Annotated in this window: 22 protein-coding genes and 1 tRNA gene; 9 read left to right on the top strand and 14 right to left on the bottom strand. The window is 62.5% G+C overall.

Going from position 1 to position 23,809, the window contains the following annotated elements; genetic code table 11:
* Positions 1 to 37 precede the first annotated feature (37 nt).
* The 7 genes from AC0L2D_RS18555 to AC0L2D_RS18525 all read right to left on the bottom strand — a co-directional run bounded on the left by AC0L2D_RS18555 (position 38) and on the right by AC0L2D_RS18525 (position 7,228).
* Positions 38 to 958 (bottom strand): ABC transporter permease, encoded by a 921-nt coding sequence (locus AC0L2D_RS18555; protein WP_024503273.1) that lies wholly within the window; start codon positions 956 to 958, stop codon positions 38 to 40.
* Entirely contained in the window at positions 958 to 2,088 is a 1,131-nt protein-coding gene (locus AC0L2D_RS18550) for an ABC transporter permease (RefSeq protein ID WP_013531649.1), read from the bottom strand. The genes AC0L2D_RS18555 and AC0L2D_RS18550 overlap by 1 nt, the downstream gene beginning before the upstream one ends.
* The gene (locus tag AC0L2D_RS18545) at positions 2,085 to 3,662 is read right to left on the bottom strand and encodes an ABC transporter ATP-binding protein (protein ID WP_473541834.1); all 1,578 of its coding nucleotides are present in this window, start codon (positions 3,660 to 3,662) and stop codon (positions 2,085 to 2,087) included. Before AC0L2D_RS18545 ends, AC0L2D_RS18550 begins: the two co-directional genes overlap by 4 nt.
* Before the next feature lie 133 nt (positions 3,663 to 3,795).
* On the bottom strand, positions 3,796 to 4,773 hold the full coding sequence (locus AC0L2D_RS18540) for a quinone oxidoreductase family protein (RefSeq protein ID WP_224674262.1): 978 nt from the start codon (positions 4,771 to 4,773) through the stop codon (positions 3,796 to 3,798).
* A 57-nt stretch (positions 4,774 to 4,830) separates the two neighbouring features.
* Positions 4,831 to 5,637, bottom strand: coding sequence for a phosphatidylcholine synthase (gene pcsA, locus AC0L2D_RS18535; protein ID WP_024503276.1), 807 nt, complete (start codon positions 5,635 to 5,637; stop codon positions 4,831 to 4,833).
* 23 nt (positions 5,638 to 5,660) lie between these two features.
* Positions 5,661 to 6,275 carry a DUF1326 domain-containing protein gene (locus AC0L2D_RS18530; RefSeq protein WP_013531653.1) on the bottom strand — a complete coding sequence of 205 codons (615 nt, stop codon included), beginning with the start codon at positions 6,273 to 6,275 and terminating at the stop codon, positions 5,661 to 5,663.
* 14 nt (positions 6,276 to 6,289) lie between these two features.
* Complete coding sequence (locus tag AC0L2D_RS18525) at positions 6,290 to 7,228, bottom strand: DUF2182 domain-containing protein (protein ID WP_473541831.1); 939 nt, start codon at positions 7,226 to 7,228, stop codon at positions 6,290 to 6,292.
* A 70-nt stretch (positions 7,229 to 7,298) separates the two neighbouring features.
* Between AC0L2D_RS18525 and AC0L2D_RS18520 the strand changes: the two genes are divergently transcribed.
* Positions 7,299 to 8,510, top strand: coding sequence for a UbiH/UbiF family hydroxylase (locus AC0L2D_RS18520; protein ID WP_473541829.1), 1,212 nt, complete (start codon positions 7,299 to 7,301; stop codon positions 8,508 to 8,510).
* Here AC0L2D_RS18520 and AC0L2D_RS18515 read toward each other — a convergent pair.
* On the bottom strand, positions 8,487 to 9,449 hold the full coding sequence (locus AC0L2D_RS18515) for an AEC family transporter (RefSeq protein WP_024503280.1): 963 nt from the start codon (positions 9,447 to 9,449) through the stop codon (positions 8,487 to 8,489). The two genes, AC0L2D_RS18520 and AC0L2D_RS18515, sit on opposite strands and share 24 nt — an antisense overlap.
* A 125-nt stretch (positions 9,450 to 9,574) precedes the next feature.
* Here AC0L2D_RS18515 and hspQ point away from each other — a divergent pair, with 125 nt between their 5' ends.
* Positions 9,575 to 9,898 (top strand): heat shock protein HspQ, encoded by a 324-nt coding sequence (hspQ, locus tag AC0L2D_RS18510; protein WP_027161605.1) that lies wholly within the window; start codon positions 9,575 to 9,577, stop codon positions 9,896 to 9,898.
* 73 nt (positions 9,899 to 9,971) lie between these two features.
* On the opposite strand, the gene AC0L2D_RS18505 is transcribed toward hspQ, so the two are convergent.
* A complete protein-coding gene (locus AC0L2D_RS18505; RefSeq protein WP_473541827.1) occupies positions 9,972 to 10,598 on the bottom strand; it encodes an invasion associated locus B family protein in 627 nt (208 codons plus the stop codon).
* A gap of 260 nt (positions 10,599 to 10,858) precedes the next feature.
* Between AC0L2D_RS18505 and AC0L2D_RS18500 the strand changes: the two genes are divergently transcribed.
* Positions 10,859 to 12,679, top strand: coding sequence for an extracellular solute-binding protein (locus tag AC0L2D_RS18500; RefSeq protein WP_473541826.1), 1,821 nt, complete (start codon positions 10,859 to 10,861; stop codon positions 12,677 to 12,679).
* Between the two features lie 17 nt (positions 12,680 to 12,696).
* On the top strand, positions 12,697 to 13,377 hold the full coding sequence (locus AC0L2D_RS18495; protein WP_473541824.1) for a DsbA family oxidoreductase: 681 nt from the start codon (positions 12,697 to 12,699) through the stop codon (positions 13,375 to 13,377).
* Positions 13,378 to 13,415: 38 nt separating this feature from the next.
* Here AC0L2D_RS18495 and AC0L2D_RS18490 read toward each other — a convergent pair whose 3' ends face one another.
* Positions 13,416 to 13,844, bottom strand: a complete 429-nt coding sequence (locus AC0L2D_RS18490; protein WP_024503284.1) for a hypothetical protein — start codon at positions 13,842 to 13,844, stop codon at positions 13,416 to 13,418.
* A 602-nt stretch (positions 13,845 to 14,446) separates the two neighbouring features.
* On the opposite strand from AC0L2D_RS18490, the gene AC0L2D_RS18485 reads away from it, so the two are divergent.
* Positions 14,447 to 16,351, top strand: coding sequence for an ABC transporter ATP-binding protein/permease (locus tag AC0L2D_RS18485; RefSeq protein WP_473541822.1), 1,905 nt, complete (start codon positions 14,447 to 14,449; stop codon positions 16,349 to 16,351).
* 272 nt (positions 16,352 to 16,623) lie between these two features.
* Positions 16,624 to 17,988 (top strand): magnesium transporter, encoded by a 1,365-nt coding sequence (gene mgtE / locus AC0L2D_RS18480; RefSeq protein WP_473541820.1) that lies wholly within the window; start codon positions 16,624 to 16,626, stop codon positions 17,986 to 17,988.
* 60 nt (positions 17,989 to 18,048) lie between these two features.
* Here the strand turns inward: mgtE and gor are convergent, their stop codons facing one another.
* The 3 genes from gor to rpiA all read right to left on the bottom strand — a co-directional run bounded on the left by gor (position 18,049) and on the right by rpiA (position 20,877).
* Positions 18,049 to 19,440, bottom strand: a complete 1,392-nt coding sequence (gor, locus tag AC0L2D_RS18475; protein ID WP_473541818.1) for a glutathione-disulfide reductase — start codon at positions 19,438 to 19,440, stop codon at positions 18,049 to 18,051.
* Between the two features lie 116 nt (positions 19,441 to 19,556).
* The gene (locus AC0L2D_RS18470; RefSeq protein ID WP_013531665.1) at positions 19,557 to 20,159 is read right to left on the bottom strand and encodes a DUF2059 domain-containing protein; all 603 of its coding nucleotides are present in this window, start codon (positions 20,157 to 20,159) and stop codon (positions 19,557 to 19,559) included.
* Complete coding sequence (rpiA, locus tag AC0L2D_RS18465; protein WP_473541816.1) at positions 20,146 to 20,877, bottom strand: ribose-5-phosphate isomerase RpiA; 732 nt, start codon at positions 20,875 to 20,877, stop codon at positions 20,146 to 20,148. The genes AC0L2D_RS18470 and rpiA overlap by 14 nt, the downstream gene beginning before the upstream one ends.
* 325 nt (positions 20,878 to 21,202) lie before the next feature.
* Between rpiA and AC0L2D_RS18460 the strand changes: the two genes are divergently transcribed.
* Both AC0L2D_RS18460 and AC0L2D_RS18455 read left to right on the top strand, forming a co-directional pair.
* Positions 21,203 to 21,886: a phosphoglycolate phosphatase gene (locus AC0L2D_RS18460; protein WP_473541814.1), complete on the top strand. Its 684-nt coding sequence runs from the start codon at positions 21,203 to 21,205 to the stop codon at positions 21,884 to 21,886.
* 139 nt (positions 21,887 to 22,025) lie between these two features.
* A tRNA-Val gene (locus AC0L2D_RS18455) sits at positions 22,026 to 22,100 on the top strand.
* A gap of 401 nt (positions 22,101 to 22,501) precedes the next feature.
* Here the strand turns inward: AC0L2D_RS18455 and AC0L2D_RS18450 are convergent.
* A complete protein-coding gene (locus tag AC0L2D_RS18450) occupies positions 22,502 to 22,855 on the bottom strand; it encodes a hypothetical protein (RefSeq protein WP_473541812.1) in 354 nt (117 codons plus the stop codon).
* Positions 22,856 to 23,524: 669 nt separating this feature from the next.
* Here AC0L2D_RS18450 and AC0L2D_RS18445 point away from each other — a divergent pair.
* Complete coding sequence (locus tag AC0L2D_RS18445; protein WP_473541810.1) at positions 23,525 to 23,782, top strand: PepSY domain-containing protein; 258 nt, start codon at positions 23,525 to 23,527, stop codon at positions 23,780 to 23,782.
* Positions 23,783 to 23,809 lie beyond the last annotated feature (27 nt).

The following is a 23,809-nucleotide window of genomic DNA, read 5'->3' as shown; positions in this document are numbered from 1 at the left end:
CTGAGTTAGCCTTGGAGCTTCCCGTTTGTTTTTGTTGTCAACGATCCGGAACGAATGGCTGCCCCAAGGAAGCCGGCGTGTTCATCATCGTCAGACGCTTGTTGCGCGAGATTAGAACGAGAACCACGACGGTTGCCAGATAGGGCAGCGAAGAAAGGAACTGTGAGGGCACTGGAATGCCAAAAGCCTGTGCATGAAGCTGGCCGATCCACACCGCGCCGAAGATGTAGGCGCCGGCCAGCACCCGCCATGGCCGCCAGGAGGCGAACACCACCAGCGCCAGCGCGATCCAGCCGCGGCCGGCGCTCATGTTCTCCACCCATTGCGGCGTGTAGACCAGCGAGAGATGGCCGCCGGCGAGACCGGCACAGGCGCCGCCGAAGATGACCGCGAGGTATCGGTAGCGGATGACCTTGATGCCAAGCGCATGCGCCGAGGTGTGGCTGTCGCCGATCGAACGCAGCGTCAGCCCGGTGCGGGTCTTGAACAGGAACCACATGACGGCGGCGGTCAGCGCGATCGAAATGTAGAAGATCGGATCCTGGCCAAACAGCAGCCTGCCGACCACAGGGATTTCCGTCAAGCCGGGAATGTCGAGGTTGGGCAGCCTTTCGCCGGGCTGGCCGACGAAGCTGGTGCCCATCATGCCGGACAGGCCAAGGCCGAGCAGCGTCAGCGACAGGCCGGTCGCCACCTGATTGGTGGCCAGCGACAGCGTCATGACGGCAAACAGCAGCGAGAACACCGCGCCCATGGCAATGGCCGCCAAAAGGCCGATCCAGGGCGATCCGGTGAGATAGGTTGCGCCGAAGCCGCCGACCGCGCCCATGATCATCATGCCTTCGACGCCGAGATTGAGTACGCCGGAGCGCTCGACCACCAGCTCACCGATTGCCGCGATCAGCAGCGGCGTTGCCGCGGTGGCGATGGTCAGAAGGATGTTTACGGTGATGTCCATCAACGGGCTTCCTTCAGCTTCGGTGCGGCTTCGAGTTTGGCCACGCCTTCCGGTTTGGTCAGCGCCAGGCCGACCAGGCGTATGCGGTAGTGGATGAGCGTGTCGCAGCCGAGCACGAAGAACAAAAGCATACCCTGGAACACCCGCGCCACCTTGTCGGAGATGCCGAGCGCGCTCTGCACTGCTTCGCCGCCGAGATAGGTCAGTGCCAGCACCAGTCCGGCGGCAACGATGCCAAGCGGGTTGAGACGGCCGAGGAACGCCACGATGATGGCGGTGAAGCCGTAGCCGGGCGAAATGACGGGCTGCAGCTGGCCGATGGCGCCCGAGACCTCCGAGATCCCGGCAAGTCCCGCCAGCGCGCCCGACAGCAGGAAGGCAAAGAACACCATCCGGTTGAGGCCGAAGCCGGCGAAGCGTCCTGCCCGCGGGCTCGAGCCCAGCACGCGCACCTCGAAACCTTTCAGCATGCGGCTCATCAGGATCCAGACCAGCACCGCGGCGACCAGCGCGAAGACAAAACCCCAGTTTGCCCGTCCGGCATCCGGCATCAGTTCCGGCAACACGGCCGAATCGTTGAACTGGATGGTCTGCGGGAAGCCATGGCCCTGCGGATCGCGCCACGGTCCGCGCACAAGCCAGTCAAGGAAAAGTTGCGCGACATAGACCAGCATCAGGCTGGTCAGGATCTCGTTGGTGCCGAAGCGCGTCTTGAGCAGAGCCGGGATCGCCGCATAGGCCGCACCTCCGACCATGCCGAGCAACAGCATCAACGGCAGCACCAGCGGGCCTTCGAACTGCGGAAACAGTACTGGAAGCATCGAGCCAACGATGCCGCCGAGGATGAACTGGCCTTCGGCGCCGATGTTCCAGATGTTGGCCTTGTAGCAAACCGACAGGCCGACGGCGATCAGGATGAGCGGCGCGGCCTTGATCGCCAGCTCATGCAACTGCCAGATTTGGCTGATCGGCTCGATGAAATAGATGTTGAACGCAGTCAGCGGATTGACGCCGAGCAGCGCGAACATGACGGCCCCGGCAATGATGGTCAGCGCGAAGGCGATGAACGGCGACAGGGCCGAAAACAGCATGGAGCGCTGCGGGCGTTTGACGAGTTCGAGGCGCATCATACCGTCTCCAACGTGTGTTCGGCGTGACCGGGTTCGGCGCCACCCATCAGCAACCCGACCTTCTCGAAGGTCGCTTCGGCGATCGGCATCGGCTTCGACAACTCGCCATTGTGCATGACCGCGATCGCATCCGAGATCTCGAACAGCTCGTCGAGATCCTGGCTGATCACCAGCACTGCCGATCCGCTGCGCGACAACTCGATCAAGGCCTGGCGGATGTGGGCGGCAGCGCCCGCATCGACGCCCCAGGTCGGCTGGTTCACCACCATGACGCTTGGCCGGCGGTCGAGTTCGCGGCCGACGATGAATTTCTGCAGATTGCCGCCCGAAAGAGCCGCGGCCTCCGGATCCGGCGCACTCTTGCGCACATCCATCGCCTCGATGATGCGTTGGGACGCGGCCTGGATGGCGGCGCTCTTGACCATTCCGCCGGAACCGACGAACGCCTTGCCGTCGGTGGCATGGCGCGACAGCAGCAGGTTTTCGGAAAGCTTCATGCGCGGTGCGGCACCGTGGCCGAGGCGTTCCTCCGGCACGAAGGCAGCGCCCAGCAGGCGCCGTCCGGTGATGGTGAGGCTTCCCGAATCCTTGCCGCGAATGCGCACCGAGGCGGCATCCTGCTGCAGCACTTCGCCCGAAACGGATTCGAAGAACTCGCCCTGACCATTGCCGGCGACGCCGGCGATGCCGATCACCTCCCCGGCGCGGACGTTCAGGTTGATGCCCTTGAGCGGGATCGAGAACGGCGTTGCCGGTTTGCGGCTGAGATTGCGGATTTCGAGCAGCGGCTGCGCCTTGTCGATGCCCTCGACCGGCGCGCGCACCACGGCCTGCACCTCGTTGCCGACCATCATGCGAGCCAGCGAAGAGGCTGTTTCCTCACGCGGATTGCAATGGCCGACCACCTTGCCGTGGCGCAGCACGGTGGCGCGGTCGCAGATGCGTTTGACCTCTTCGAGCCGGTGCGAGATGTAGAGGATGGATTTGCCTTCCGAGCGCAGGCGCTCCAGCGTCTCGAACAGCTTGTCGGCTTCCTGCGGCGTCAACACCGAGGTCGGTTCGTCCAGGATGATGAGCTGCGGCGTCTGCAGCAGGCAGCGGATGATTTCGATGCGCTGGCGCTCGCCCACCGACAGGTCGCCGACCAGCGATTCAGGGTCGAGCGGCAGGCCATAACTGAAGGAAAGCGCCCTCGCCTTCGCAGCGATGCTGCTGATCGGTGAGCCGTCGTCCAGCGACAGCGCGATGTTTTCGGCCGCGGTCAGCGCCTCGAACAGCGAAAAATGCTGGAACACCATGCCGATGCCGAGCTTTTTCGCGACGCCCGGGCTGGAAATCCTGACGGCCTGACCGTTCCAGAAGATCTCGCCGGCATTGGGCTCCAGCGAGCCGAACAGCATCTTGACCAGCGTCGACTTGCCGGCGCCGTTTTCGCCGAGCAAGGCGTGGATCTCACCCCTGGCGATGTCGAGATCGATATGATCGCACGCCGTCAGCGTGCCGAATATCTTGGTGAGGCCACGCACCTCAAGCAGGTTCGTGCCGTCCTGATTTGCACTCACAGTGCCTCCCATCTGGTTAGCCAGACATGTTCTGTGTTCCCGCAGGCATGGTAGGCGCGGCCGGCTCTCATCGGAAAGCGGCACACGTCTTGAAAGAGCTTCAAGAATTTCAGCGGAAATTCAAGGGATAGCAAGGCAGAACGAACTAAGGGATGAGAATGGTCGTCCCTGTGGTCCTGCGGCCCTCGAGGTCGGAATGCGCCTTGCCGGCGTCCTTCAACGCGTAGCGCTGGTTGATCTGGATCTCGACCGCGCCGCTGAGCACGACCTCGAACAGGGCGGCAGCAGAAGCGTCGAGGTCCTCGCGTTTTGCGTTGTAGACGAACAGTGTCGGCCTTGTTGCGAACAACGAGCCCTTCTGTGCCAGCAACGACATGCTGAACGGCGGTATAGGTCCCGAGGACTGGCCAAAGCTGACGAACATGCCGAGCGGCCGCAGGCAGTCGAGCGAAGCCGGAAACGTGTCGTTGCCGACCGAATCGTAGACGACATCGCATTTTTTGCCGCCGGTGATGGCGGCGACGCCGGCGACGAAATCTTGTTCCTTGTAGTTGATGACGTGATCGAAACCATGCGCCCTGGCGAGCTCGATCTTGTCGGACGAGCTGGCGGTGCCGATGACGGTGGCGCCGAGATGTTTTGCCCATTGGCCGAGGATCAGGCCGACGCCGCCTGCAGCGGCATGGAACAGGATCGTGTCGCCGGCCTTCACCTTGAACGTCCGCCGCAGCAGATATTCCGCGGTCATGCCCTTCAGCATCATCGCTGCGGCCTGTTCGTCGCTGATGCCATCCGGAACCTTGACCACGTGGCTGGCATCGATGACGCGTTCTTGCGCGTAAGCCCCCGTCGTCACGGCATAGGCGATGCGATCGCCCGGATTCAGCCAGTCGACGCCATGGCCGACCTCCAGCACCACGCCGGCGGCTTCGCTGCCTGGCACGAGCGGGAAGCCGCCGGGTGGCGGATAGAGACCGGAGCGATGGTAGACATCGATGAAATTGAGGCCGATCGCGGTGTGCCGGACCAGGATCTGCCCGGATCCCGGCTGGCCGGGATCAGTGTCCTCATACGTCAGAACTTCCGGGCCGCCATTGGCATGAATGCGGATCGCTTTGGACATTGCTAGGCTTCCTGTGGGCTAGGCTTGTGGGGCCAGGCTCCCTGTGGGAGTGGCCGATCAGGCCTTTTTGGCACCGAGATTGGGAAAGAACTGCATGATGCCACCGATGCAGGCAAGATAAAGCCCGGTGATGGTGATGCCGATCTTGGTGAAGGTGCTGACCTGCTCGCCCAGCACGCCGATCTGATCGTAGAAGGCGGCGAGCGCCGCTTGGGCCAGGGCAAGCGCGCCGAAAGCGCACCACAACAGGGTCATCCCAAGGTTGATGCGCCGCAGCCGCACCACCCGCACCGGGTGGATGAAGTTGATCGGCACGAAAGTCAGGACGCCGGCCACCACCACCACCGCGAACGAAACCCATTGTCCGGGCTCGATGACGAACAGGGTGAACACCACCATGTTCCAGACCACCGGGAATCCCTTGAAGAAATTCTCCTTCGTCTTCATGCCGGTGTCGGCATAGTAGATGGCGCTGGAAACGACGATGATCGCCGCCGACAGGAATGACAGGCCCTCGCCCATGAAGCCGCGCTGATAGAGCGCGAAGGCCGGGATCAGCACGTAGGTCACGTAGTCGATGATGTTGTCGAGCAGTTCGCCCGACCATGTCGGCAGGATCTCCTTGACCTCGAGTTTTCTGGCGATCGGCCCATCGATGCCGTCGACGAACAGGGCCAGCCCGAGCCACCAGAACATTGCGGTCCAGCGCTCTTCACTTGCCGCCACGAGCGACAGGAAGGCCAGGAACGACCCCGAGGCGGTCAAAAGGTGGACGGAGAACGCCCTCGCCTGCGGCCAGGTGACCTTCTTCTTCGGGCGCGGAATCCGGTCCGTGATCTTTTTGGCGGCTTTTCGTGCTGCCAAATTCCTGGCCGTTGTGTTCTTGCTCACGGGCCCCGCCAATCCAGCTTGCAGATTTCGGCCGAACGGCCGGCGAAATTCCAGTTGCGGCCAAAAGCCCGCATCTTGCTCTTGTCGGACCTGGCCACGATGATCTCGGGCGCGATCCAGTATTCCGAATTGCTGATCACCGTATCCTTGTCACGGTCCTTGCCTTGGATGGGTGTGACCGCTCCGTCGATAATCCTGGGTATCTGGAAGATACGCGTTTTGTCACGCGTCTCATAGGTGATCGGCACCTGCTCGACACCGAGGAATTTGCCGACGAGGATTGAGAGCAGCGATGTGGTTCCACCTGCCTTGCCCGTGAAGATCTTTGTCAGCGCCTTGACCGCATAGACAGAGGCGCGGCTGTCGATGAACAGGCCCGCGGTCCAGTTGCCGCGGCTCATATAGCCTGGGATTTCCATGATCAGCCCAAGATTGAGCCCGGACAGATCGACCTCACCGAAATGGCCGGCATCGATGCGAAACCCGGCCCATGTCTGGCAATAGCCTTCGGTCGGCGGATGATTGCCAAGCGAGAGCACGCAAGGGCAAAAAACCGTGCAATTGCAGGAGAGTACGAGCTCTCCCTTCATCGCCCAGCTCTGGTCTGCCATCGATTTTCCCCCACTCACAGCGAGACTACTAGCAGCGCGGCTGCCCAGACAAGCAGTATCGCACCGGCCAGCCGGGTTGGAACCCTGCTGGCCGTTTGTTTTTCGATCAGGGTGAACAGGCCGATCAACGCCATCCAGAAAACGTTCATGACGCCAACGGCGAACATCACCAGCATCAAGGCCCAGCAGCAGCCCAGACACCACAGACCTTGCGCGACACCGAGCCGAAAGATGTTAAGGGGCCTTGCGCTCCAGCTCGCGAAAAGGATCGAGAACGGGTTCTTGCATTTCTTCAGGCAAGCTTCCTTCAGGCCGCTGAACTGGTAGAGGCCGGCAATCAGCAGAGCGAGCGCACCGGCAATGCCGATGACCGGATCGAGCATCCCGGCTGACGAAGCGAATGCATGGACGGCCAAGGTCAGCGCCGCGAACGCAATTGAAGCGGCGAGCCAGACGCTGAGATAGCCGGCGACCAGCAGCAGCGGGTGAACGACCGGTTCGCCCTTGATGCGTGCCGTGTCAGCGATCTCGCAATAGGTGCGTATCATCGGCGCCGCCGAAGGCAGCATCGTCGCGATCGCCATCAGGAACCACATCGAAACGAGCGCGCCGGCCCGCAAGCCGAGACCTGCGTCCAAAGGCACCGGTGAGAGGCACAGCACAAAGAACCGTTCCAGGAAATAGGGCAGCGGCAGTTGCGGCAGGCTGCGAAGGATCGTGTCGCCAGGGGCGCCGACGCCCGCAATCCCTGTTTCAGCCCCGCGGATTGCCATCGCCGCAAGACACAGCCATGCAAGCAGGATGCAAGCGCCGACAACGACGTTTACCGTGACCCGGGGATTGCGCGCGATGCCGGCCATGGCGCGGCCGGCGCGGTCGAGATGGCTGAAGTCGTCCTGCTGGCCGGTCATGACATCCGAATGGGCCGAATCGCCGCGTTGATCAAGCGGCATGATCTGACCTATATGCTGATCGAACGGCAGGTCGGGTGGACCGCCTCGCATTGCAAGCCGGAAGCCGATCTTGGAGCATCAGCAAACTGCGCGGATACTGGTTGCCGGCACGGGGCCGGCAGGGCTGATCGCGGCACTGGGTTTTGCCGCCGAAGGTTTCCCGGTGACACTGGTCGGGCCGGAGGCCACCGCCCCCGATGGTCGCACGACGGCCCTGATGAACCCTGCCTTGAAAGTGCTCGACCGGCTCGGCGTGCTCGAAGCCGTCATATCCAAGGCGGCGCCTTTGAAGGTGATGCGCATCGTCGACGCCACCAGCCGGCTGATCCGCAGCCCGGTCGTCACCTTCCGCGCCAGCGAGATCGACGAGGATGAATTCGGGCTGAACCTTCCCAACAGCGTCCTCACCCCGGCACTCGCCAGCGCCGTTGCCGCGCACGCCGGCATCGACTGGCTGAGGTCGATGGTGGCGAACTGGCATCTCGATGCCGAGCATGTTCGTGCCGGCCTCGCCGACGGCAGCTCGGTTGACGCATCGCTGGCGGTCGCCGCTGACGGACGCTTGTCACCGGCGCGCCAGGCGGCCGGCATCTCGACCTCGGCCCGGTCCTACCCGCAGGCAGCTCTCGTCCTCAATTTCGGCCACAGCGGCGACCACGCCTTCACCTCGACGGAATTCCACACCGAGACCGGTCCGTTCACGCAGGTTCCCCTGCCCGGCAATCGCTCCAGCCTGGTCTGGGTGGTCAAGCCCGAGACCGCGACCGAACTCGCCGCGCTGGACGATGCGACACTTTCTCAGCGGGTCGAACAGCAGATGCAGTCGATGCTGGGCCGGGTGGCTGTCGAGCCGGGCCGGCAGATCTACCCGCTATCGGCGGTGACGCCGCTGCGTTTCGCAAGGGATCGGGTGGCGCTGGTCGGCGAAGCCGCCCATGTGTTTCCGCCGATTGGTGCGCAAGGCCTCAACCTCGGCATCAGAGACATCGACGATCTAATTGGAATCGCTTGTGAAAATCGATCCGATCCGGGCGCAGCCAAGGCGCTTGCAGCCTACGATTTCAAGCGCCGCCCTGACATTCTGGCGCGCAGCAGCGCGGTCAACCTGCTCAACATGTCGCTGCTTTCCGACATGCTGCCGGCGCAGATGGCCCGCGTTGCCGGGCTCGGCGTGCTCGGAGGCTTCGCGCCGCTTCGGGCTTTTTTCATGCGCGAGGGGCTTCGTCCCGGCAGTGGTTTTGCCGCGCTTGCCGGTGGGTTAGGGAAACAGGTCCGGCGCTAGGATATTGTGCCGGATCAGGTAGAGCAGCCCGGTAACGGTCACGACCGACAGGCAGGTTGTGATCAGCACACTGGCCGACGCTCGCTGTACCCAGACGCCATACTGCTGGGCGATGACGAAGACGTTCGTGGCGGTCGGCAATGCGGCCAGAAGCACCGCCGAGAAGACCCATGTCTCAGAGAAATTGCCGATCCAGCTCAGCACGACATAACAGAGCAACGGGTGCAGGATCAGCTTCAGCGCCGCGATCGGAACCATCTCATGCGGGACGCGATTGAGTGGCCTGAGCGCCAGCGTGACGCCCATGGCAAACAGCGCGCAAGGTGCGGCCGCACGGGAAAGATATTCTAGAAATCGCTCCACCGGCACGGGCGGTCGAAAGCCGATATAGGCGGCGCCGACACCCAGGGCGGTTGCGATGATGAACGGATGCAGCACGATCTTGCGCAGGACGCCCAGGGCAAGCCGGAGAGGAGTGGTCTTCTCGTCGCCAGACAGCGCCATCATCATGGGCGCGATGGCGAAATGCATGATGTTCTCGAAACAGAAGATCAAGGCGACCGGCACAGCCGCCTCCTCGCCGAAGGCCAGCAGCGCCAGCCCCGGCCCCATATAGCCGATATTGCCATAGGCGGCCGCGAGCGCCTTGATGGTCGATTGCGCTATCTCGCCGCGCGACGTCAGGACCGATCCCATGAACATCAAGGAAAATATCATGAAGGTCGAGACGACCGAACCGAAGATGAAGCGCCATTCCGTCAGGTCTTCAAACGGCGTCTTGGCAAGCAGCTGGAAGAAAAGTGCCGGCAGCGCGACATAGACGATGAACGTGTTCATCCAGCCGAGCGCGTCCAGCGGCTGCCTGGTGATGCGCGCCACCAGAAACCCGACAAAAATCAAGCCGAAGAATGGAAGAACAAGACCGACGACGTCAGACATTTTTATGCTGGTCCGAAACCCTGGCGCCGGGCTAGCCCGTTGCTTAATAGGGCGTCAAGCGCCTCGGGATTGAATTGATGCGCGGTCTGCGCCAAATAAGCTCAAGGAATTCAGTGGTGAGTACGATGAAAACAGCCAAATTCGCAATCGGACAGGTGGTTCGCCACCGGCTGTTTCCATTCAGGGGCATCATTTTCGATGTCGATCCGCAATTCGCCAACACCGACGAATGGTACGAAGCCATCCCCGCCGACGTGCGGCCGCGCAAGGATCAGCCTTTCTATCATCTGCTCGCCGAGAATTCGGAGACCGAATACATCGCCTACGTCTCCGAGCAGAATCTGCTTGAGGATCAGTCGGGTGAGCCGGTCCGGCATCCGCAGATCAAAGAGATGTTCGACAAGAGGCCGGACGGCGGCTACCAGCCGAAACGGCAGTCCACGCATTAGCCTACTGGAAGACAATCACAAAAAAAGCGGGGCATGAACCCCGCTTTTTTGTTGGCTCGGCGATATCGGCCGATCAGTTGGCGGTCTTCGCCTTGTCCTGCTCTTCCTTGAGCTTCTTGGCGAAATCCTGGTTGTTCTTGGCGACGAAGTCCTGAAGCTTCTTCTGCCTGTCCTCGATGTCCGACTGCTGCAGCGCCGGGCCGTCATAGGCGCCGCTGAAGCCCTGCAGGGCGATCTTGATCGGATTGGGCTGGTTCTGGAAATTGACGGAAGTCAGCGTGATCGCCTGGCCTTTCTTGAATGCCGCGACGAGCTGATCGGTCAGCGGCACTTCGGCCACGCAACGATCCGGGAAGCAAATCACATAGTCGAGCTTCTGCGCCTTGCCGGTGTCGATCTGCAGGCCGATGCCGGGAGGCACCAGACGGCCGGTCGGAACCGTCACCTGGAACACCTTGCGGTTCACCTTGCCCTTGAGCTCGATCAGGCTGACGCCGGTGACCAGCTGGCCATTGCCGGCAGTGGTGATGTTCTGGACGTTGCAGATGTCGACGTCTTCCTGCTTGGTGCAGGCCTTGAACCAGCCTTGCGGAATCTGCTGCTGCTGTGCGGAAGCGGCGGGAAGTCCTGCGCCGAGAAAGCCGACCACGCCAGCGGCCATGACCGACAGGCGGTACGCGTTGCTGTTCAGGCTCGTCATGTCGTGCACTTCCTCTCAAATGATCCCGGGACCGGCTTCTTCGTGCCGTGTGGTCCAGCTACCTGTTGCCGAAATGAGGCAACAGAATGACTTCGGAGGGCGTGTTACACTGCAAGCGAGGCCGAATCCAGCCCGGCGCCTGCGATTCTTGGCCGTGCGATTTGGGCCGTGCGATTTGGGCTGATGTATCTGGCCGGAGCGCGGTGGCGCCATGCTAGGGTGCAGTCCGAATCATCAAGCCGCCCAGTAAGGAGACGGTCATGGGCCGCGTTCTTGTTTGGCTGATCACCGCGATATCGTTTCTCGCCCTTTCGCATCAGCCGGTCGCATCGGAGCCGAAGCACGCCATCGCCATGCAGGGCGAGCCGGCGCTGCCGCCCGACTATACGCATTTCAACTACGTCAATCCCGACGCGCCGAAGGGTGGCTCGATCACCTATTGCGTCGTCGGTAGCTTCGACAATCTCAACCCTTTCATCCTCAAGAGCCTGCGCACCACGGCGCGCGGCATGATGGATACGATCTTCGGCAATCTGGTCTTCGAGCCGTTGATGCAGCGCAATGCCGACGAGGCTTTCACGCTCTACGGTTTGTTGGCCGACAGCGCCGACATGGATCCGGAGCGCAAGAGCATCGAGTTCCATCTCAATCCGAAGGCCAAATGGTCGGACGGTCAGCCGGTGACGCCGGAGGACGTGCTGTTCAGTTATGATGTCTACACCGACAAAGGCCGCCCGCCTTACAGCGACCGTATGGCCAGGGTCGCCAAGCTCGAAAAGACCGGCGACCACAGCGTGCGCTTCACCTTCAACGACAAGGCCGATCGCGAATTCCCGCTGATCATCGCGCTGACCCCGATCATCCCGAAGCACGCCTTTGATAAGGAGACCTTCGACAGGACGACGCTCAAGCCGGTGATCGGCAGCGGTCCGTATACGATCGCGCAGGTGCAGCCAGGCCAGCGCATCGTCTTCAAGCGCAACCCGGACTATTGGGGCAAGGATGTCCCCGCCAAGCGCGGTTTCGACAATTACGACCAGATCACCATCGAGTATTTCCTCAACGCCAACGCCAAGCTCGAAGCGTTCAAGAAAGGCCTCTGCGCCATCGATGACGACAGCGATCCGGTGAAGCGCGAGCGCGATCTCGATTTTCCGGCCTTCCACAAGGGGGACGTGATCGCCGAAACCTTCGACACCGGCATTCCGCCGGTGGTGACCGGTTTCCTGTTCAACACGCGGTTGCCGAAATTCGCCAACCCGGTCGTGCGGCGCGCGCTCGGCATGCTCTACGACTTCGAATGGGCCAACAAGAACCTATTCGGCGGCAAATACACGCGCACGATGAGTTACTGGCAGAATTCCGAGCTTTCCGCGCTCGGCCATCCGGCCGACGACAGGGAGAAAGCGCTTCTGGCGCCCTACCCCGTCCGCGTGCCGGCCGATGTCATGGACGGCACATGGCGGCCGCCGGTGACCGACGGATCGGGCCAGGATCGGCGCGTCTTGAAGGCAGCTTTCGATCTTTTGAAAAGTGTCGGCTACCACGTGCAGAATGGAACGATGCTTGATCCCGAAGGCAAACCCTTCGGCTTTGAGATCCTGACCGCTTCGCAGGACGAGGAGCGCCTTGCCGGCATCTATCAGCGCACGCTGGAGAAGATCGGCATCAATCTCACCATTCGCAGCCTCGACGGCGATCAGATCCAGTCGCGCAAGCAGCGCTTCGATTTCGAGGTCTTGGTCGGATCGAGCGGCTTCAACAATTCGTTGTCACCCGGCATCGAGCAGAGCGGGCGCTGGAGTTCGACTGCCGCCCGGACGGAAGGCTCGTTCAATCTCGCCGGCGTCGCCGACCCGGCTGTGGACGCGGCAATCGAGGCGATGCTGCGCGCCCGTTCCAAGGAGGATTATGTTGCCGCCGTTCGCGTTCTCGACCGGCTGCTGATCTCCGGCAACTACATGGTGCCGATGCAGTACAACACGCAGCAATGGATCGCCTACTGGAACTACCTGGAACATCCGCAAAAGACGCCCATATTCGGGTATCAACTGCCAACATGGTGGCGCAAACCCAACTGAGGGATCAGGAGATCGAGATGAGCGAATTGAACGCCATCACCGTCGATGTGGTGTCCGATGTCGTCTGCCCCTGGTGCTTCATCGGCCAGAAGCGGCTCGACAGGGCAATCGCCGCCGTGAGCGATGTCGACGTGCATGTCCGCTGGCGGCCGTTCCAGCTCGATCCGACCATTCCGCCTGAAGGCAAGGACCGGCGCGAATACATGCTGGCAAAATTCGGCAGCGACGAGCGTATCCGCGAGATTCACGACCGCATCGAGCCGCTGGGCGAAGCGGAAGACATTTCCTTTGCCTTCGACGCCATCAAAGTGGCGCCGAATACGCTGGATGCGCACCGGCTGATCCGCTGGGCAGGGGCCGCCGGCGAAGCCATTCAGAACAGGCTTGTACGGCGGCTGTTCCAGCTGAATTTCGAGGAAGGCGCTGACATCGGCGACCATGCCGTGCTGGTCGAAGCCGCGCGCGAGGCTGGCATGGATGCGTCCGTGGTCGCCTCGCTTTTGCCGACCGAGGCCGATGTCGAGGCGGTGCGCACCGAGATCGACACCGCGTCGCGCATGGGCATTTCTGGTGTGCCGTGCTTCCTGCTCGAGGACAAATACGCCGTCATGGGCGCGCAGGATGCCGATACGCTGGCCGATGCCATTCGCCAGGTGGCGGCTGCCAAGGCGCGAGGCGAACTGGAAAAGGCCGGCTGAGGCCGGCCGGCCTCTCCTCACCGCGACGGCGGCAGACGTTACTTCGCCGTCGCCTTGGCCTTGCTGATGAAAAATCCATGGCCGTTCGTGGCCGTGCAGGTCAGTCCCTTGGTTGACGACTGGCACGAGAACGGCCCGGCGCTCCAGCTGTTGCCGTAGCCAAGCTTGTCGACATCGCTGCAGCAGCCCTGCTCGCCTGGGTTCTTGATCAGCGTTGCTGGCCCCTTTGGACCCAGGATAATCGTAAGGTAGCTCGGCTCGACGCGCGAGCAGCTCAGCTCCGGGCCGCCATCCCTCGGCTCATAGGTGCCGGTGCCGCCTTTGGGCGTGTAGATGCAGCCGATGTTGCCGGACGGCGTGTTGAACTCGATCTGGCCCTCGGCGCTGGCCGGAATGCTTTGCTCGCCGGCATGCGCCAAAGGTACAAAGGCAAAGAGGGACAGGATTGCGGCCGCGCGTGCAAGCATTGGGAGCTTCCTTATTGGAGAACCGGACATGCATGAGTGTCGACGATGCCGGGCAAGGTTCAATTCCAAGCGGATGAATTGTCAAACGCAGTCCCTTGTCTGACCCGACAAGACGGAACGCGCCGCTCGATCGATTCTCCCGTCAATTCCTGCCCCCGGCAGGGACGACCACGGCATTCCTGGCGAGTCACGAGCCGCAGATTTTCGAGCTCTCTGGGCCGTCCGCAGTGAGAAAACCGATCGCTCGACACGATTTCGAGTTCACGAAACCGTGTGAAAGCCTTCCCTAAGGGAAGCCGCACCAGCGTCACGACTCGATAGATCAAGCGATTGAAATTAAAAGCAATATCTGGCTTTCTGCCAACCGTTGTCGCTATATTTCAGCATGTAATCTGTTGCCTCACGGCAACGGCTGCCGGGGCAATCCGGTCGGCCCGGTTTTAAATTAATGGAAAATGATCAATTGGTGTTACCATCCGTAACAAAAGAAAAAAGGTTTGGGCGGGATAGTGATTCGGGTCGGTAGACCATCGCAAGAGTCAGTACCGGAAAAAACACCTCGCGATGCCGCAGGGCGATCGCTTCTGACGCCGGTGTCGTCGATGCGCAGCTTCTGGGGCCTGATGCGGGCCTACTGGGTTTCCGACCGCTGGAAGGAAGCCTGGACGCTGACGCTGGTGATCGCGCTGCTCACGGCGTTGTCCAGCAAGGCCGGTGTCTGGTTCGCCGAAGCCTCGGGCGAACTGGTCAATTCCATCGCCTTCTTCCATGACGCCGCCAACACCACGCCGCTTCGCTCGCTTTTGGTCAATGCCGGCGTCCTCGTGCTGCTGGTCGTACTCAAGGACGCTGGCTTCACCGGCATCCGCAACCTTGTCTCGGCGACGTTGCACCGCAAATGGCGCGGTTGGCTGGACAGCCGCTTCAATGAAGCGCTGCTGGACGGCAATCATACGCATTTCCATGCCCAGCACGCGTCGACCGGCAGCGGCGCACCGGCCCCCGACAACATCGACCAGCGCGTCCAGGAATCCATCAAGGACATGACCGGTGGCGCCATCGGGCTCGCCATGGGCGTGCTTGGCGTTGCCACATCGCTCTATTTCGTCGGCCAGAAGCTGCTCGAAAACTCCGTCGAGGTGAAGGGGCTGGAATTTCTCGGCAGCTATGGCAGCGCCATCCTCGCCTTCCTGGCCGTCGCCACCTACGTGCCGCTGAACACTTGGATCGCGGTCAAGCTCGGCGGCCTGCTCGAGCGCCTCAATGTCAGGATGCAGCAGGCCGAGGGCAGCTATCGCGGCGAGCTGACGACATTCCTGCGGCGGTCCTTCCACGTCGCGGCGTCTCAGGGCGAAGGCGTGCAAAGGACCATGCATGGCCGGCTTTATGTCGACATCGACGGCACCTGGACGCGGCTGAACATCGTCAACACCGTCTACATGTCGTTCGAGCTGATCTACAATTTCATCGGTGCCCGCATTGTCGCCTACGGACCGGGCCTGGTGCCGTTCATCCACAACGGTCTCGACCTCAAGGGCTACATAACCGGCTCCGAACTGGTCAATTCGCTGATCGGCCAGTGTTCGTGGTTCATCCACGTCATGCCCGCCATCGCCACGTTGCGCGCCAACAGCCAGCGTGTCACCGAGCTGGCCAATGCGATCGAGAATGTCCAGCATCCGCAGGAATTCTACAGCCAGACCGGCCGCTCCGACTTCCACTATGCCAGCCAGAACCCGGTTTTCGGCCTGACCATCCAGAAGCTCGAACTGGCGCATCAGGGCGAGGACGCGACGCCCTTTCTCAGCGCCGCCAATCTGCGCTTCCGGCGCGGCGAATGGACTTTCCTGAAAGGCGAGTCCGGTTGCGGCAAAACCTCGCTGATCAAGGCGATCAACGGCCTGTGGCCCTATGGCCGCGGCACCATCGTCTTCCCCGAGGGCGTCAAGAGTTTCTATGCCGCCCAGGAGGTCAAGCTGCAGCCTGTGTCGCTGAAACAGTTGGTCTGCCTGCCCGGCTCCGAGCACGACCATGGCGATGCGCAGGTGGCGTCGGCGCTGCACAAGGCGGGGCTCGGCGACTTTATCGAGCACATGGCCGGCGAAAGCCGCGAAGGCAAAAGCTGGGACCAGGTTCTGTCGGGCGGCCAGAAACAGAAGCTGGTGGTGGCCCGCATCGTGCTGCAGCAGCCGGGATTGCTGTTCCTCGACGAGGCGACCGGCGCGCTCGACCCCGATGGCAAGGTCGCCTTCCACCAGGCCATCAAGGACAACTGCCCCGATGTCACGGTGATCTCCGTCATGCACGAGGCGGTGGCGCCGAGATCAATGACCGGCAGCGAATTCTATCACAGCATCGTCGCGATCGCCGACGGCGTCGCCACCAAGAAGCCGCTGGTTCCGACCCTGCCCGCCGAACTCACCACCATTCTGGTGCAGCCAAGGCCGGCCCCAAGGCCGGTCGAGGACAAGTGGCTGCGCTTCTCGCGCCGGCTGAAGCAGAAATAACGGCTATTCCACCCTGGTCTGCCTGGTCGAACGGCGGCCGGTGATCACAGTCTCGCGATCTTGCCCGCTCGTCGGCATTTTCCCTCCTCACCGCGATTGACACGGCAAGGCGCGCTCCTATGTTGCGCCCGCTTGCAGACAATCAAACGCGAACCCGCAAGCGGAAAGGTCACCGCGCCATGCCTGGCGACAGTCACAGTCGAACGCAACAGCCGTCCGCCCTGACGTGACCTCACATGGTTCATGTCCTGCCGGACGGCAAGGAGTGAGCCATGAACGAATTTACCACGGTGGCAAGCGACGAGGCCGTCGCGATTGCCCGTATCCTAGCCAACGATCACGTCGCCGACATTGTCGAGGCCCTGAACAGGGAGCCTCGAGAGACCGCGACGGAACTGCTCTGTGAAGTGACGTTCGAACGTCTGGTCGAGATCTTCGATCAGCCGGAACTCGACGGCGCGTCGGAACTCATGGAGGCGCTGCCGCGCGCCAAGGCGGGCAAGCTGCTCACGGCCATGTCGGTCGACCGGGCAGCCGACATCCTGCGCGAGCTGGAAGAGCCGGCGCGTTCCGAGCTGCTTGGCGGACTTGCGCCGCCGCTGCGCGCAACGCTGCTCTCCATCCTCGGCTATCCCGAAGGCAGTGCCGCATCGATCATGACGACGGAGTTCGTCAGCGTGCCCTCGGACTGGAGCGTCGGGCAAACGCTCGATTACATCCGCAAGGTGGAGCGGACGCGCGAGACCGTCTATGCGATCTATATCGTCGATCCGCAAACGCACCTGCTTGTGCGCTCGACGGGCCTGCGCCGGCTGATCACCGGTGAGCCGGACGATTCGATCATGACGGTGGCGCCGGATCATCTTCCGGTGACGGTCGGCCCGCTGACCGATCGCGAAACGCTGGCGCAGACGATCTCCAAATACGATCTGCTCGCCGTTCCGGTCGTCGACCATGGCAAGATCCTCGGCATCGTCACCATCGACGACATCATCGACACGATGATCGCGGAGACGACCGAGGACGTGCACCGTTTCGGCGGCATGGAGGCGCTGGACGAGCCGTACATGAAGATGAGCTTCCTCGCCATGATCAGGAAACGCGGCGGCTGGCTGTGCGCGCTGTTCATCTCGGAGATGCTGACGGCCAACGCCATGCAGAGCTATGAGGGCGAGCTGGAGAAGGCGATCGTGCTGACGCTGTTCATCCCGCTGATCATGAGCTCCGGCGGCAATTCCGGCTCGCAGGCGACCTCGCTGGTCATCCGCGCGCTGGCGTTGCGCGAGATCGGTCTTGGCGACTGGTGGCGGGTGGCGCTGCGCGAGCTGCCCACCGGCCTGGTGCTGGGCGCCATGCTCGGCGTGGTCGGCGTCTGCCGCATCGCGCTCTGGCAGTATATGGGCTTCTACGACTATGGCCCGCACTGGCCGCTGATCGCCACCACGGTGGGTGCTGCACTGGTCGGCATCGTCACCTTCGGTTCGCTGTCGGGGTCGATGCTGCCGTTCGCCTTGAAGCGCATCGGCTTCGATCCGGCCAGCGCATCGGCGCCGTTCGTTGCCACGCTGGTCGATGTCACCGGGCTGGTGATCTATTTCTCGGTGGCGCTGGTGATCCTGCGCGGCACGCTGCTGTAGCAACCAACTCCGCCGTGGCATGACCTTGCCGCGGCGGAGTTCCTCAACCCGGCTTTGCCGTCAATCGACCCGCTCGCCGTCCTTCACGCGATAGGTCGGCTTGTACATGGTGACCAGTTCTTCCGCCGCCGTCGGATGCACGGCCATCGTACGGTCGAAATCGCCCTTGGTCAGGCCGGCCTTCAGCGGGATGCCGAGAAGCTGCGCCATCTCGCCGGCGTCCGGCCCCAATATGTGGGCGCCAAGCACTCTCTTCGACGCGCCATCGACCACCAGCTTTATCAGCATCTTCTCGTCGCGCCCGGACAGGGTGTGCCGCATCGGCCGGAATGTGGCGCGGTAGATCTCGATGTCGGAAAAGCGTTTGACGGCGTCGTCCTCCGACAGGCCGACAGTGCCGATCTCGGGCTGTGAAAAGACGGCGGTCGCGATCGTCTCGTGATCGGGTGCGGTCGGATTTCCCTTGAAGGCGGTTTCGATGAAGCACATCGCCTCATGGATCGCCACCGGCGTCAGCTGCACGCGGTTGGTGACGTCGCCGATTGCCCAGATGTTGTCGACATTGGTGCGGGAATATTGGTCGACGGCGATGGCGCCGGTCTTGGTCATCTCCAGTCCGATGCCTTCCAGGCCCATATTCTCGGTGTTGGGAATGCGGCCGATGGCCAGCATCACCTGGTCGACGGTCAGCACCTCGCCACCGCTGACCAGCGCGTCGAGCCGGCCGTCCGGCCGCTTGCGGATCCATTCGGACACGGAATGGCAAAGGATCCTTATCCCCTTCTTTTCCATGGTTTCGTGCAGCATGCGCCGCAGGTCCATGTCGAACCGGCTGAGGATCTCCTTGCCGCGATAGACCAGCGTGGTGTCGACGCCGAGACCGTGAAAAATGTTGGCGAACTCGACGGCGATGTAACCGCCGCCCTCGATCATGATCGCCCTGGGCAATTCCTTGAGGTCGAAAGCCTCGTTGGAAAAGATGCAATGTTCGTGGCCGGGCAGCGCCGGATGCGCCGCCGGGCGGCCGCCGGTGGCAATCAGGATCTGGTCTGCTGTGACGGTGCGATCCTCACCCAGGAGATGCACGACATGCGGATCGACGATCATGGCGCGCGAGTGGAAGGTCTCGCCGCCGGCGCCCTCGACGTTCCTGACGTAGATCGCCTCCAGCCGGCTGATCTCGCGATCCTTGTTGGCGACCAGCGTCTGCCAGTCGAAACTGGCTTCCGGCACCGTCCAGCCATAGCCGGCGGCGTCGGCGAAGTGCTCGGGAAATTGCGAGGCATAGACGTAGAGCTTTTTCGGCACGCAGCCGCGGATGACGCAGGTGCCGCCATAGCGGTATTCCTCGGCGATGCCGACACGCTTGCCGAGTGCCGCGGCGACGCGCGCCGCCCTCACCCCGCCCGAGCCGCCGCCGATGACGAAAAGATCGTAGTCGTAACCGGCCATGACGCGGCTCCCAGGCTTCAGAAATGTGTCAGACAGGTAGGCCGCAAAACGGCAAAAGAAAAGCCCGGACAGGCCGGGCTTTCGCAGTAGGCCGCAAGGCCATTTGAAAATGCGCGTCAGTTGTTGTCCGCGGGGGCCGCGCCATCGGCGGGCGCTGCGCCATCCGCCGGAGCGGCGGCTCCGTCGGCGGGCGCGGCGGGTGCTGCCTGCGCCTTTGCCTTGGCGGCAGCGGCCAGCGTTTCGCCGACCTGCTGGGCGAGATCGCGGCCGAGGCCGTTCTGCCAGATGTCGGCTGCCTTGACCAATTCGCGGGTCACCGTCGGGCCGCTATCGAGCAGCTTCTTGCCCGAATCGGAATTGTAGAAGGCGGCGATGTCGGTCAGTTCCTTTTCGGAGAACACTTTCGCGTAGGCGAGTGCGGCTTCCTTCTCGAGGTCGGCACGGCGCGAGGCCAGCGCCAGAGCCTTCTCGTTGATGGTCTTGCCGATCAGTTCCTGCATGTCCGGGTTCTTCTGGATCAGCTGCGATTCGAGCGCCGCGGCTGCCTGCGGCAGGATGTTGTCGAACGGGTCGGTCGCGTGGATCGCAGCGACCGCCGCGCGGGCGGCCTTCAGGTGCGCTTCCGTGACATCCTGCGAAAACGCCGGCGACGAGAAGGCGAAAACGGCCGAGGCCGCCAGAAGGACGGAAAGGCTGCGAACCCGGTTATGCAACGTCATGATCGGTAGAACTCCCTGGTTTTCGGGCGGCATGGACGGTTTGGATACCGTCGCCGCCGGCGATGATGGCCGCTGAAGCCAGCCCGATGAAAAGACCATGCTCGACCACGCCCGGAATGGCGTGGAGAGCATTCGAAAGCGCTCTTGTATCCGGAATGCGGCCAAAAGATGCATCGAGGATAAAATGGCCGCCGTCTGTAACAAAAGCCTGCCCGCCCGTCATCCTCAATGTGACCGGTCCGGAAAGACCGAGCTTTTCAGCCGCCGCGGCAACCGCCATTTCAGTGGCGCGCAGGCCGAACGGATTGACTTCGATCGGCAGGGGAAAACGGCCGAGCGTCTCGACCATCTTGGAGCGGTCGGCGATGACGATCATGCGCTGGGACGCCGCGGCGACGATCTTCTCGCGCAGCAGCGCGCCGCCGCCGCCCTTGACCAGGGTCAGTTCCGGGTCGACTTCGTCGGCGCCGTCGACGGTGAGATCCAGCTCTGGCGTTTCCTCCAGCGTCGACAGCGGCACGCCAAGCTCGCGGCAGAGCAACGCGGTGCGCTCCGAAGTCGGTACGCCGATGACGGTCATGCCGGTTGCAACCTTTTCGGCAAGCAGCCGCACGAACTCCTCGGCCGTGGTGCCGGTGCCGATGCCAAGCCGCATGCCGTCGCTTACATGGGCGAGTGCTGCCCGCGCGGCTTCGACCTTCAACTGCCTTGCATCCATGTCGGTTATTGCCCCGGAAATTCGCTGCCGGGCTCGTAGCATTTTTGCCGGTCCGGTCAAAGCCCTGGACGGCGCTTCTCCAGGTGATGCTCAGTGTAGGAATTATTTCCTTGACGGGTGAGTGCAGCTATGCTACATTTTTGCCTATAGTGCTGATTTGCGCCAACAACCCGCCGTCGAAGCGGGTTTTTTCATATCGGACGGGCCCGCTGCGAATGCCCGGCCTGATAAGCAGGCCCCGCCTGAACGAGCTGGCCCAGCGCTTGCCTTGACGCGCCGCAGCCTTTATCGCCTGCCCCTGTAGAAACTTGCCCCAGGACAGACCATGACCCGACCGATCATCGTGTTCGACCTCGACGGTACGCTGATCGACACAGCGCCGGACCTGCTCGACAGCCTCAACCACAGCCTGGCCGCCAGCGAGATCGCGGCGGTCGACGAAGCCGGCTTCAGGCGCTTTGTCGGTCACGGCGGCCGGGTGATGATCGAGCGGGCGCACGCCGCCCATCAGCGATCGCTTGCCGTCGAGGAGCACGACCGGCTGCTGAAACTTTTCCTCGACCACTACACGCTCAACATCCCCGGCAAGTCACGCCCCTACCCCGGTGTCGTCGAGGCGATCGCGCGCTTCGAGGAGGCCGGCTATACCCTCGCCATCTGCACCAACAAATACGAAGCCAACTCGCTGGCGCTGATCGAGGCGCTCGGCCTGACCAAACATTTCGCGGCGATCGCCGGCCAGGACACGTTCGCCTTCCGCAAACCCGACCCGCGCCATCTGATCGAGACCATCAAGCTGGCCGGCGGCGACCCGCACTGCGCGCTGATGGTCGGCGATTCGCAAACCGACATCGACACGGCGAAAGCCGCCGGCATTCCGGTGGTGGCGGTCGATTTCGGCTACACCGACCGCCATGTGCGGGAGTTCGAGCCTTCTGCGGTGATCTCGCATTTCGACGCCCTGACGCTCGATCTGGCGCAAAGGCTGATTGCCGCTGCCGGAAACTGACCGGAAGGCGGCCGGCGTCGGTCGGAGACAGGGCGCAAAGCACAGCAAAACCGATCCCTGTCAGAACGCCGGACACCGCCTTGACTTCCCGCACCCGCCTCCCTTATATCGCGGCTCGCTTGGCCTTCGGGCAACGAGCGGGCGATTAGCTCAGCGGGAGAGCACACCCTTCACACGGGTGGGGTCGCAGGTTCAATCCCTGCATCGCCCACCATCGGCCTTCCTGAACGCCGCGCCCCAAAATGCCCAGCAACTACACCCCGCCCCTTGCCCGCCAAAATTCTTCTGGGCGAATTCCACGCGCTGCTGTAGCTCGCATATCTCTGGAACGGGCAGACGTCGGAGCCGTTTCGGACCTTCATCTGTTCGCGATCCCAAAACGACACCTCGATGCGGTCGTCGGCGCAAAAGACCGTATAGCGTTGTTCCGGTTCAGCGCTCGGGCTTGCTCCATGGGCCGGGCTTCATCGAGCGCCACTTGCCCGACAGGTCGCTGACCGCTTCGTCCATTAGCCAAAGATGCGTAGTCGCAGCAATGGAAGGCGGCGAGATAGTCGCCGCGCATGAACTCCTGTCGATGGGGCCAAACTCTGCCCTACGCCGGTCGAGCCGCGATCAGCGCTTCATCGAGTGCAGGATGGCCTGCATGTGCTCTTCCAGGTCGAGTTCGCCCCGAGCCTCGGCGGTCAGCAGGTAATCGGCCTTGGCCCGGCGGTCGCCTCGGCTGATCGCGGGATAGGAGCAGATGGCCAGCAAGGCTTCCTGTTCGATCCGGTCTGCCCTCTTGCGTTCGTGGCTGCTGCTGCCCGCTTGATGAACAACCCTGTGAAGCTCGACATAGCTGGCTTCATGGGCTCCGATCAGCGCCCGCAATTCGGGTGAGGCCCCTTCCGCTTCGGCAAATGTCGGTTCAATGACCGAGGCCACGGCGGTAAACGCAAGAAGTGTACGGCGTGTGATTTCGGGCATGCCTCATATCCCTGCTGTCTGATCATGCAGGCACACCATAGCACCGGCGCAACGGTTCGAAGAGATGCTCCGGGACGCGACCGCACTGTCTGCTGACAAAATGTACTCGCTCCCGCAGCCCGCCCTCCCAGCAGCCAGTGTGGCCTTAAGTCGCAATGATTGGCTTGCGAAAGCAGGGTTTCGGGCTTCATTGACGCTGCGATCGACACCATATGGTGATCCACAGCCCTCCAAAACGAGAGAAGCTCGCTTTGACGCGGTCGCATAGCGGCCGTCAGCCGGCAATGGCTATGAACCAGGAAGCTAAAAAACCATGCCTGAAAATGTCAGACCAATTTCGAAAGACGTCCCCCTCATTCAGCTAGGCGTCTATCAGTGCCGCTTCCCGGTAAGCGAAGACCGGTCGGTACCCGGCGGTTATCGTTTTTGTGCCGGGCCGACTTCGGCGGATCGCGTCTATTGCGATCACCACCACAGCATCGTGACCGCCGTCGACCCTCGCCGAACCCGTTCAGGTCTCCACCCCGCTCAACGACGCGCCGCTTAAGTCAAGCGGGCGGCCGCCCCTCGGGCAGCTGCAAATCGGCAGACCAAATCGTCATCTGTTCCAGCTGCGGAACAAACCGGCGCGCCAGCGAGTTTCTGTCCGACGAAACTTGAGGGAAAGCCATGTCCAGATTTCTGCTGGCGACCAGCGTCGCCGTTCTCCTCGCCGGCGGGCCGGCCTTGGCTGGGGACGACAAGCCGCTGCCGCCGCCCAATGCCAAGAAGCTGTCGGAGATCATTGCCAAGGTCGAGCAGCGCGACGGCTTTCGCTATGTGGACGAGGTCGACTGGGACAGCGGCGCCTACACCGTCACCTATTACACGGCGGACAAGGCGAAGGTCGAAATCACCTATGATCCCGTAACGGCGGAGCCGAAATAGGGACGTTCCGACACGAATTCGTTCTCG

Source organism: Mesorhizobium sp. WSM4833 (genome assembly GCF_055811095.1).
This window is presented reverse-complemented; position numbering and strand designations above follow the sequence as displayed.

What these genes read in the sequence shown, in the direction of transcription:
- mgtE (WP_473541820.1), top strand. Translation starts at nt 16,624, where the DNA reads ATGAACGAATTTACCACGGTGGCAAGCGACGAGGCCGTCGCGATTGCC.
- AC0L2D_RS18525 (WP_473541831.1), bottom strand. Translation starts at nt 7,228, where the DNA reads ATGCCGCTTGATCAACGCGGCGATTCGGCCCATTCGGATGTCATGACC.
- AC0L2D_RS18550 (WP_013531649.1), bottom strand. Translation starts at nt 2,088, where the DNA reads ATGATGCGCCTCGAACTCGTCAAACGCCCGCAGCGCTCCATGCTGTTT.
- AC0L2D_RS18515 (WP_024503280.1), bottom strand. Translation starts at nt 9,449, where the DNA reads ATGTCTGACGTCGTCGGTCTTGTTCTTCCATTCTTCGGCTTGATTTTT.
- AC0L2D_RS18530 (WP_013531653.1), bottom strand. Translation starts at nt 6,275, where the DNA reads ATGGCAGACCAGAGCTGGGCGATGAAGGGAGAGCTCGTACTCTCCTGC.
- AC0L2D_RS18495 (WP_473541824.1), top strand. Translation starts at nt 12,697, where the DNA reads ATGAGCGAATTGAACGCCATCACCGTCGATGTGGTGTCCGATGTCGTC.
- AC0L2D_RS18490 (WP_024503284.1), bottom strand. Translation starts at nt 13,844, where the DNA reads ATGCTTGCACGCGCGGCCGCAATCCTGTCCCTCTTTGCCTTTGTACCT.
- AC0L2D_RS18500 (WP_473541826.1), top strand. Translation starts at nt 10,859, where the DNA reads ATGGGCCGCGTTCTTGTTTGGCTGATCACCGCGATATCGTTTCTCGCC.
- hspQ (WP_027161605.1), top strand. Translation starts at nt 9,575, where the DNA reads ATGAAAACAGCCAAATTCGCAATCGGACAGGTGGTTCGCCACCGGCTG.
- AC0L2D_RS18450 (WP_473541812.1), bottom strand. Translation starts at nt 22,855, where the DNA reads ATGCCCGAAATCACACGCCGTACACTTCTTGCGTTTACCGCCGTGGCC.
- AC0L2D_RS18540 (WP_224674262.1), bottom strand. Translation starts at nt 4,773, where the DNA reads ATGTCCAAAGCGATCCGCATTCATGCCAATGGCGGCCCGGAAGTTCTG.
- AC0L2D_RS18445 (WP_473541810.1), top strand. Translation starts at nt 23,525, where the DNA reads ATGTCCAGATTTCTGCTGGCGACCAGCGTCGCCGTTCTCCTCGCCGGC.
- AC0L2D_RS18470 (WP_013531665.1), bottom strand. Translation starts at nt 20,159, where the DNA reads ATGACGTTGCATAACCGGGTTCGCAGCCTTTCCGTCCTTCTGGCGGCC.
- AC0L2D_RS18555 (WP_024503273.1), bottom strand. Translation starts at nt 958, where the DNA reads ATGGACATCACCGTAAACATCCTTCTGACCATCGCCACCGCGGCAACG.
- gor (WP_473541818.1), bottom strand. Translation starts at nt 19,440, where the DNA reads ATGGCCGGTTACGACTACGATCTTTTCGTCATCGGCGGCGGCTCGGGC.
- AC0L2D_RS18545 (WP_473541834.1), bottom strand. Translation starts at nt 3,662, where the DNA reads ATGGGAGGCACTGTGAGTGCAAATCAGGACGGCACGAACCTGCTTGAG.
- rpiA (WP_473541816.1), bottom strand. Translation starts at nt 20,877, where the DNA reads ATGGATGCAAGGCAGTTGAAGGTCGAAGCCGCGCGGGCAGCACTCGCC.
- AC0L2D_RS18460 (WP_473541814.1), top strand. Translation starts at nt 21,203, where the DNA reads ATGACCCGACCGATCATCGTGTTCGACCTCGACGGTACGCTGATCGAC.
- AC0L2D_RS18485 (WP_473541822.1), top strand. Translation starts at nt 14,447, where the DNA reads ATGCGCAGCTTCTGGGGCCTGATGCGGGCCTACTGGGTTTCCGACCGC.
- AC0L2D_RS18505 (WP_473541827.1), bottom strand. Translation starts at nt 10,598, where the DNA reads ATGACGAGCCTGAACAGCAACGCGTACCGCCTGTCGGTCATGGCCGCT.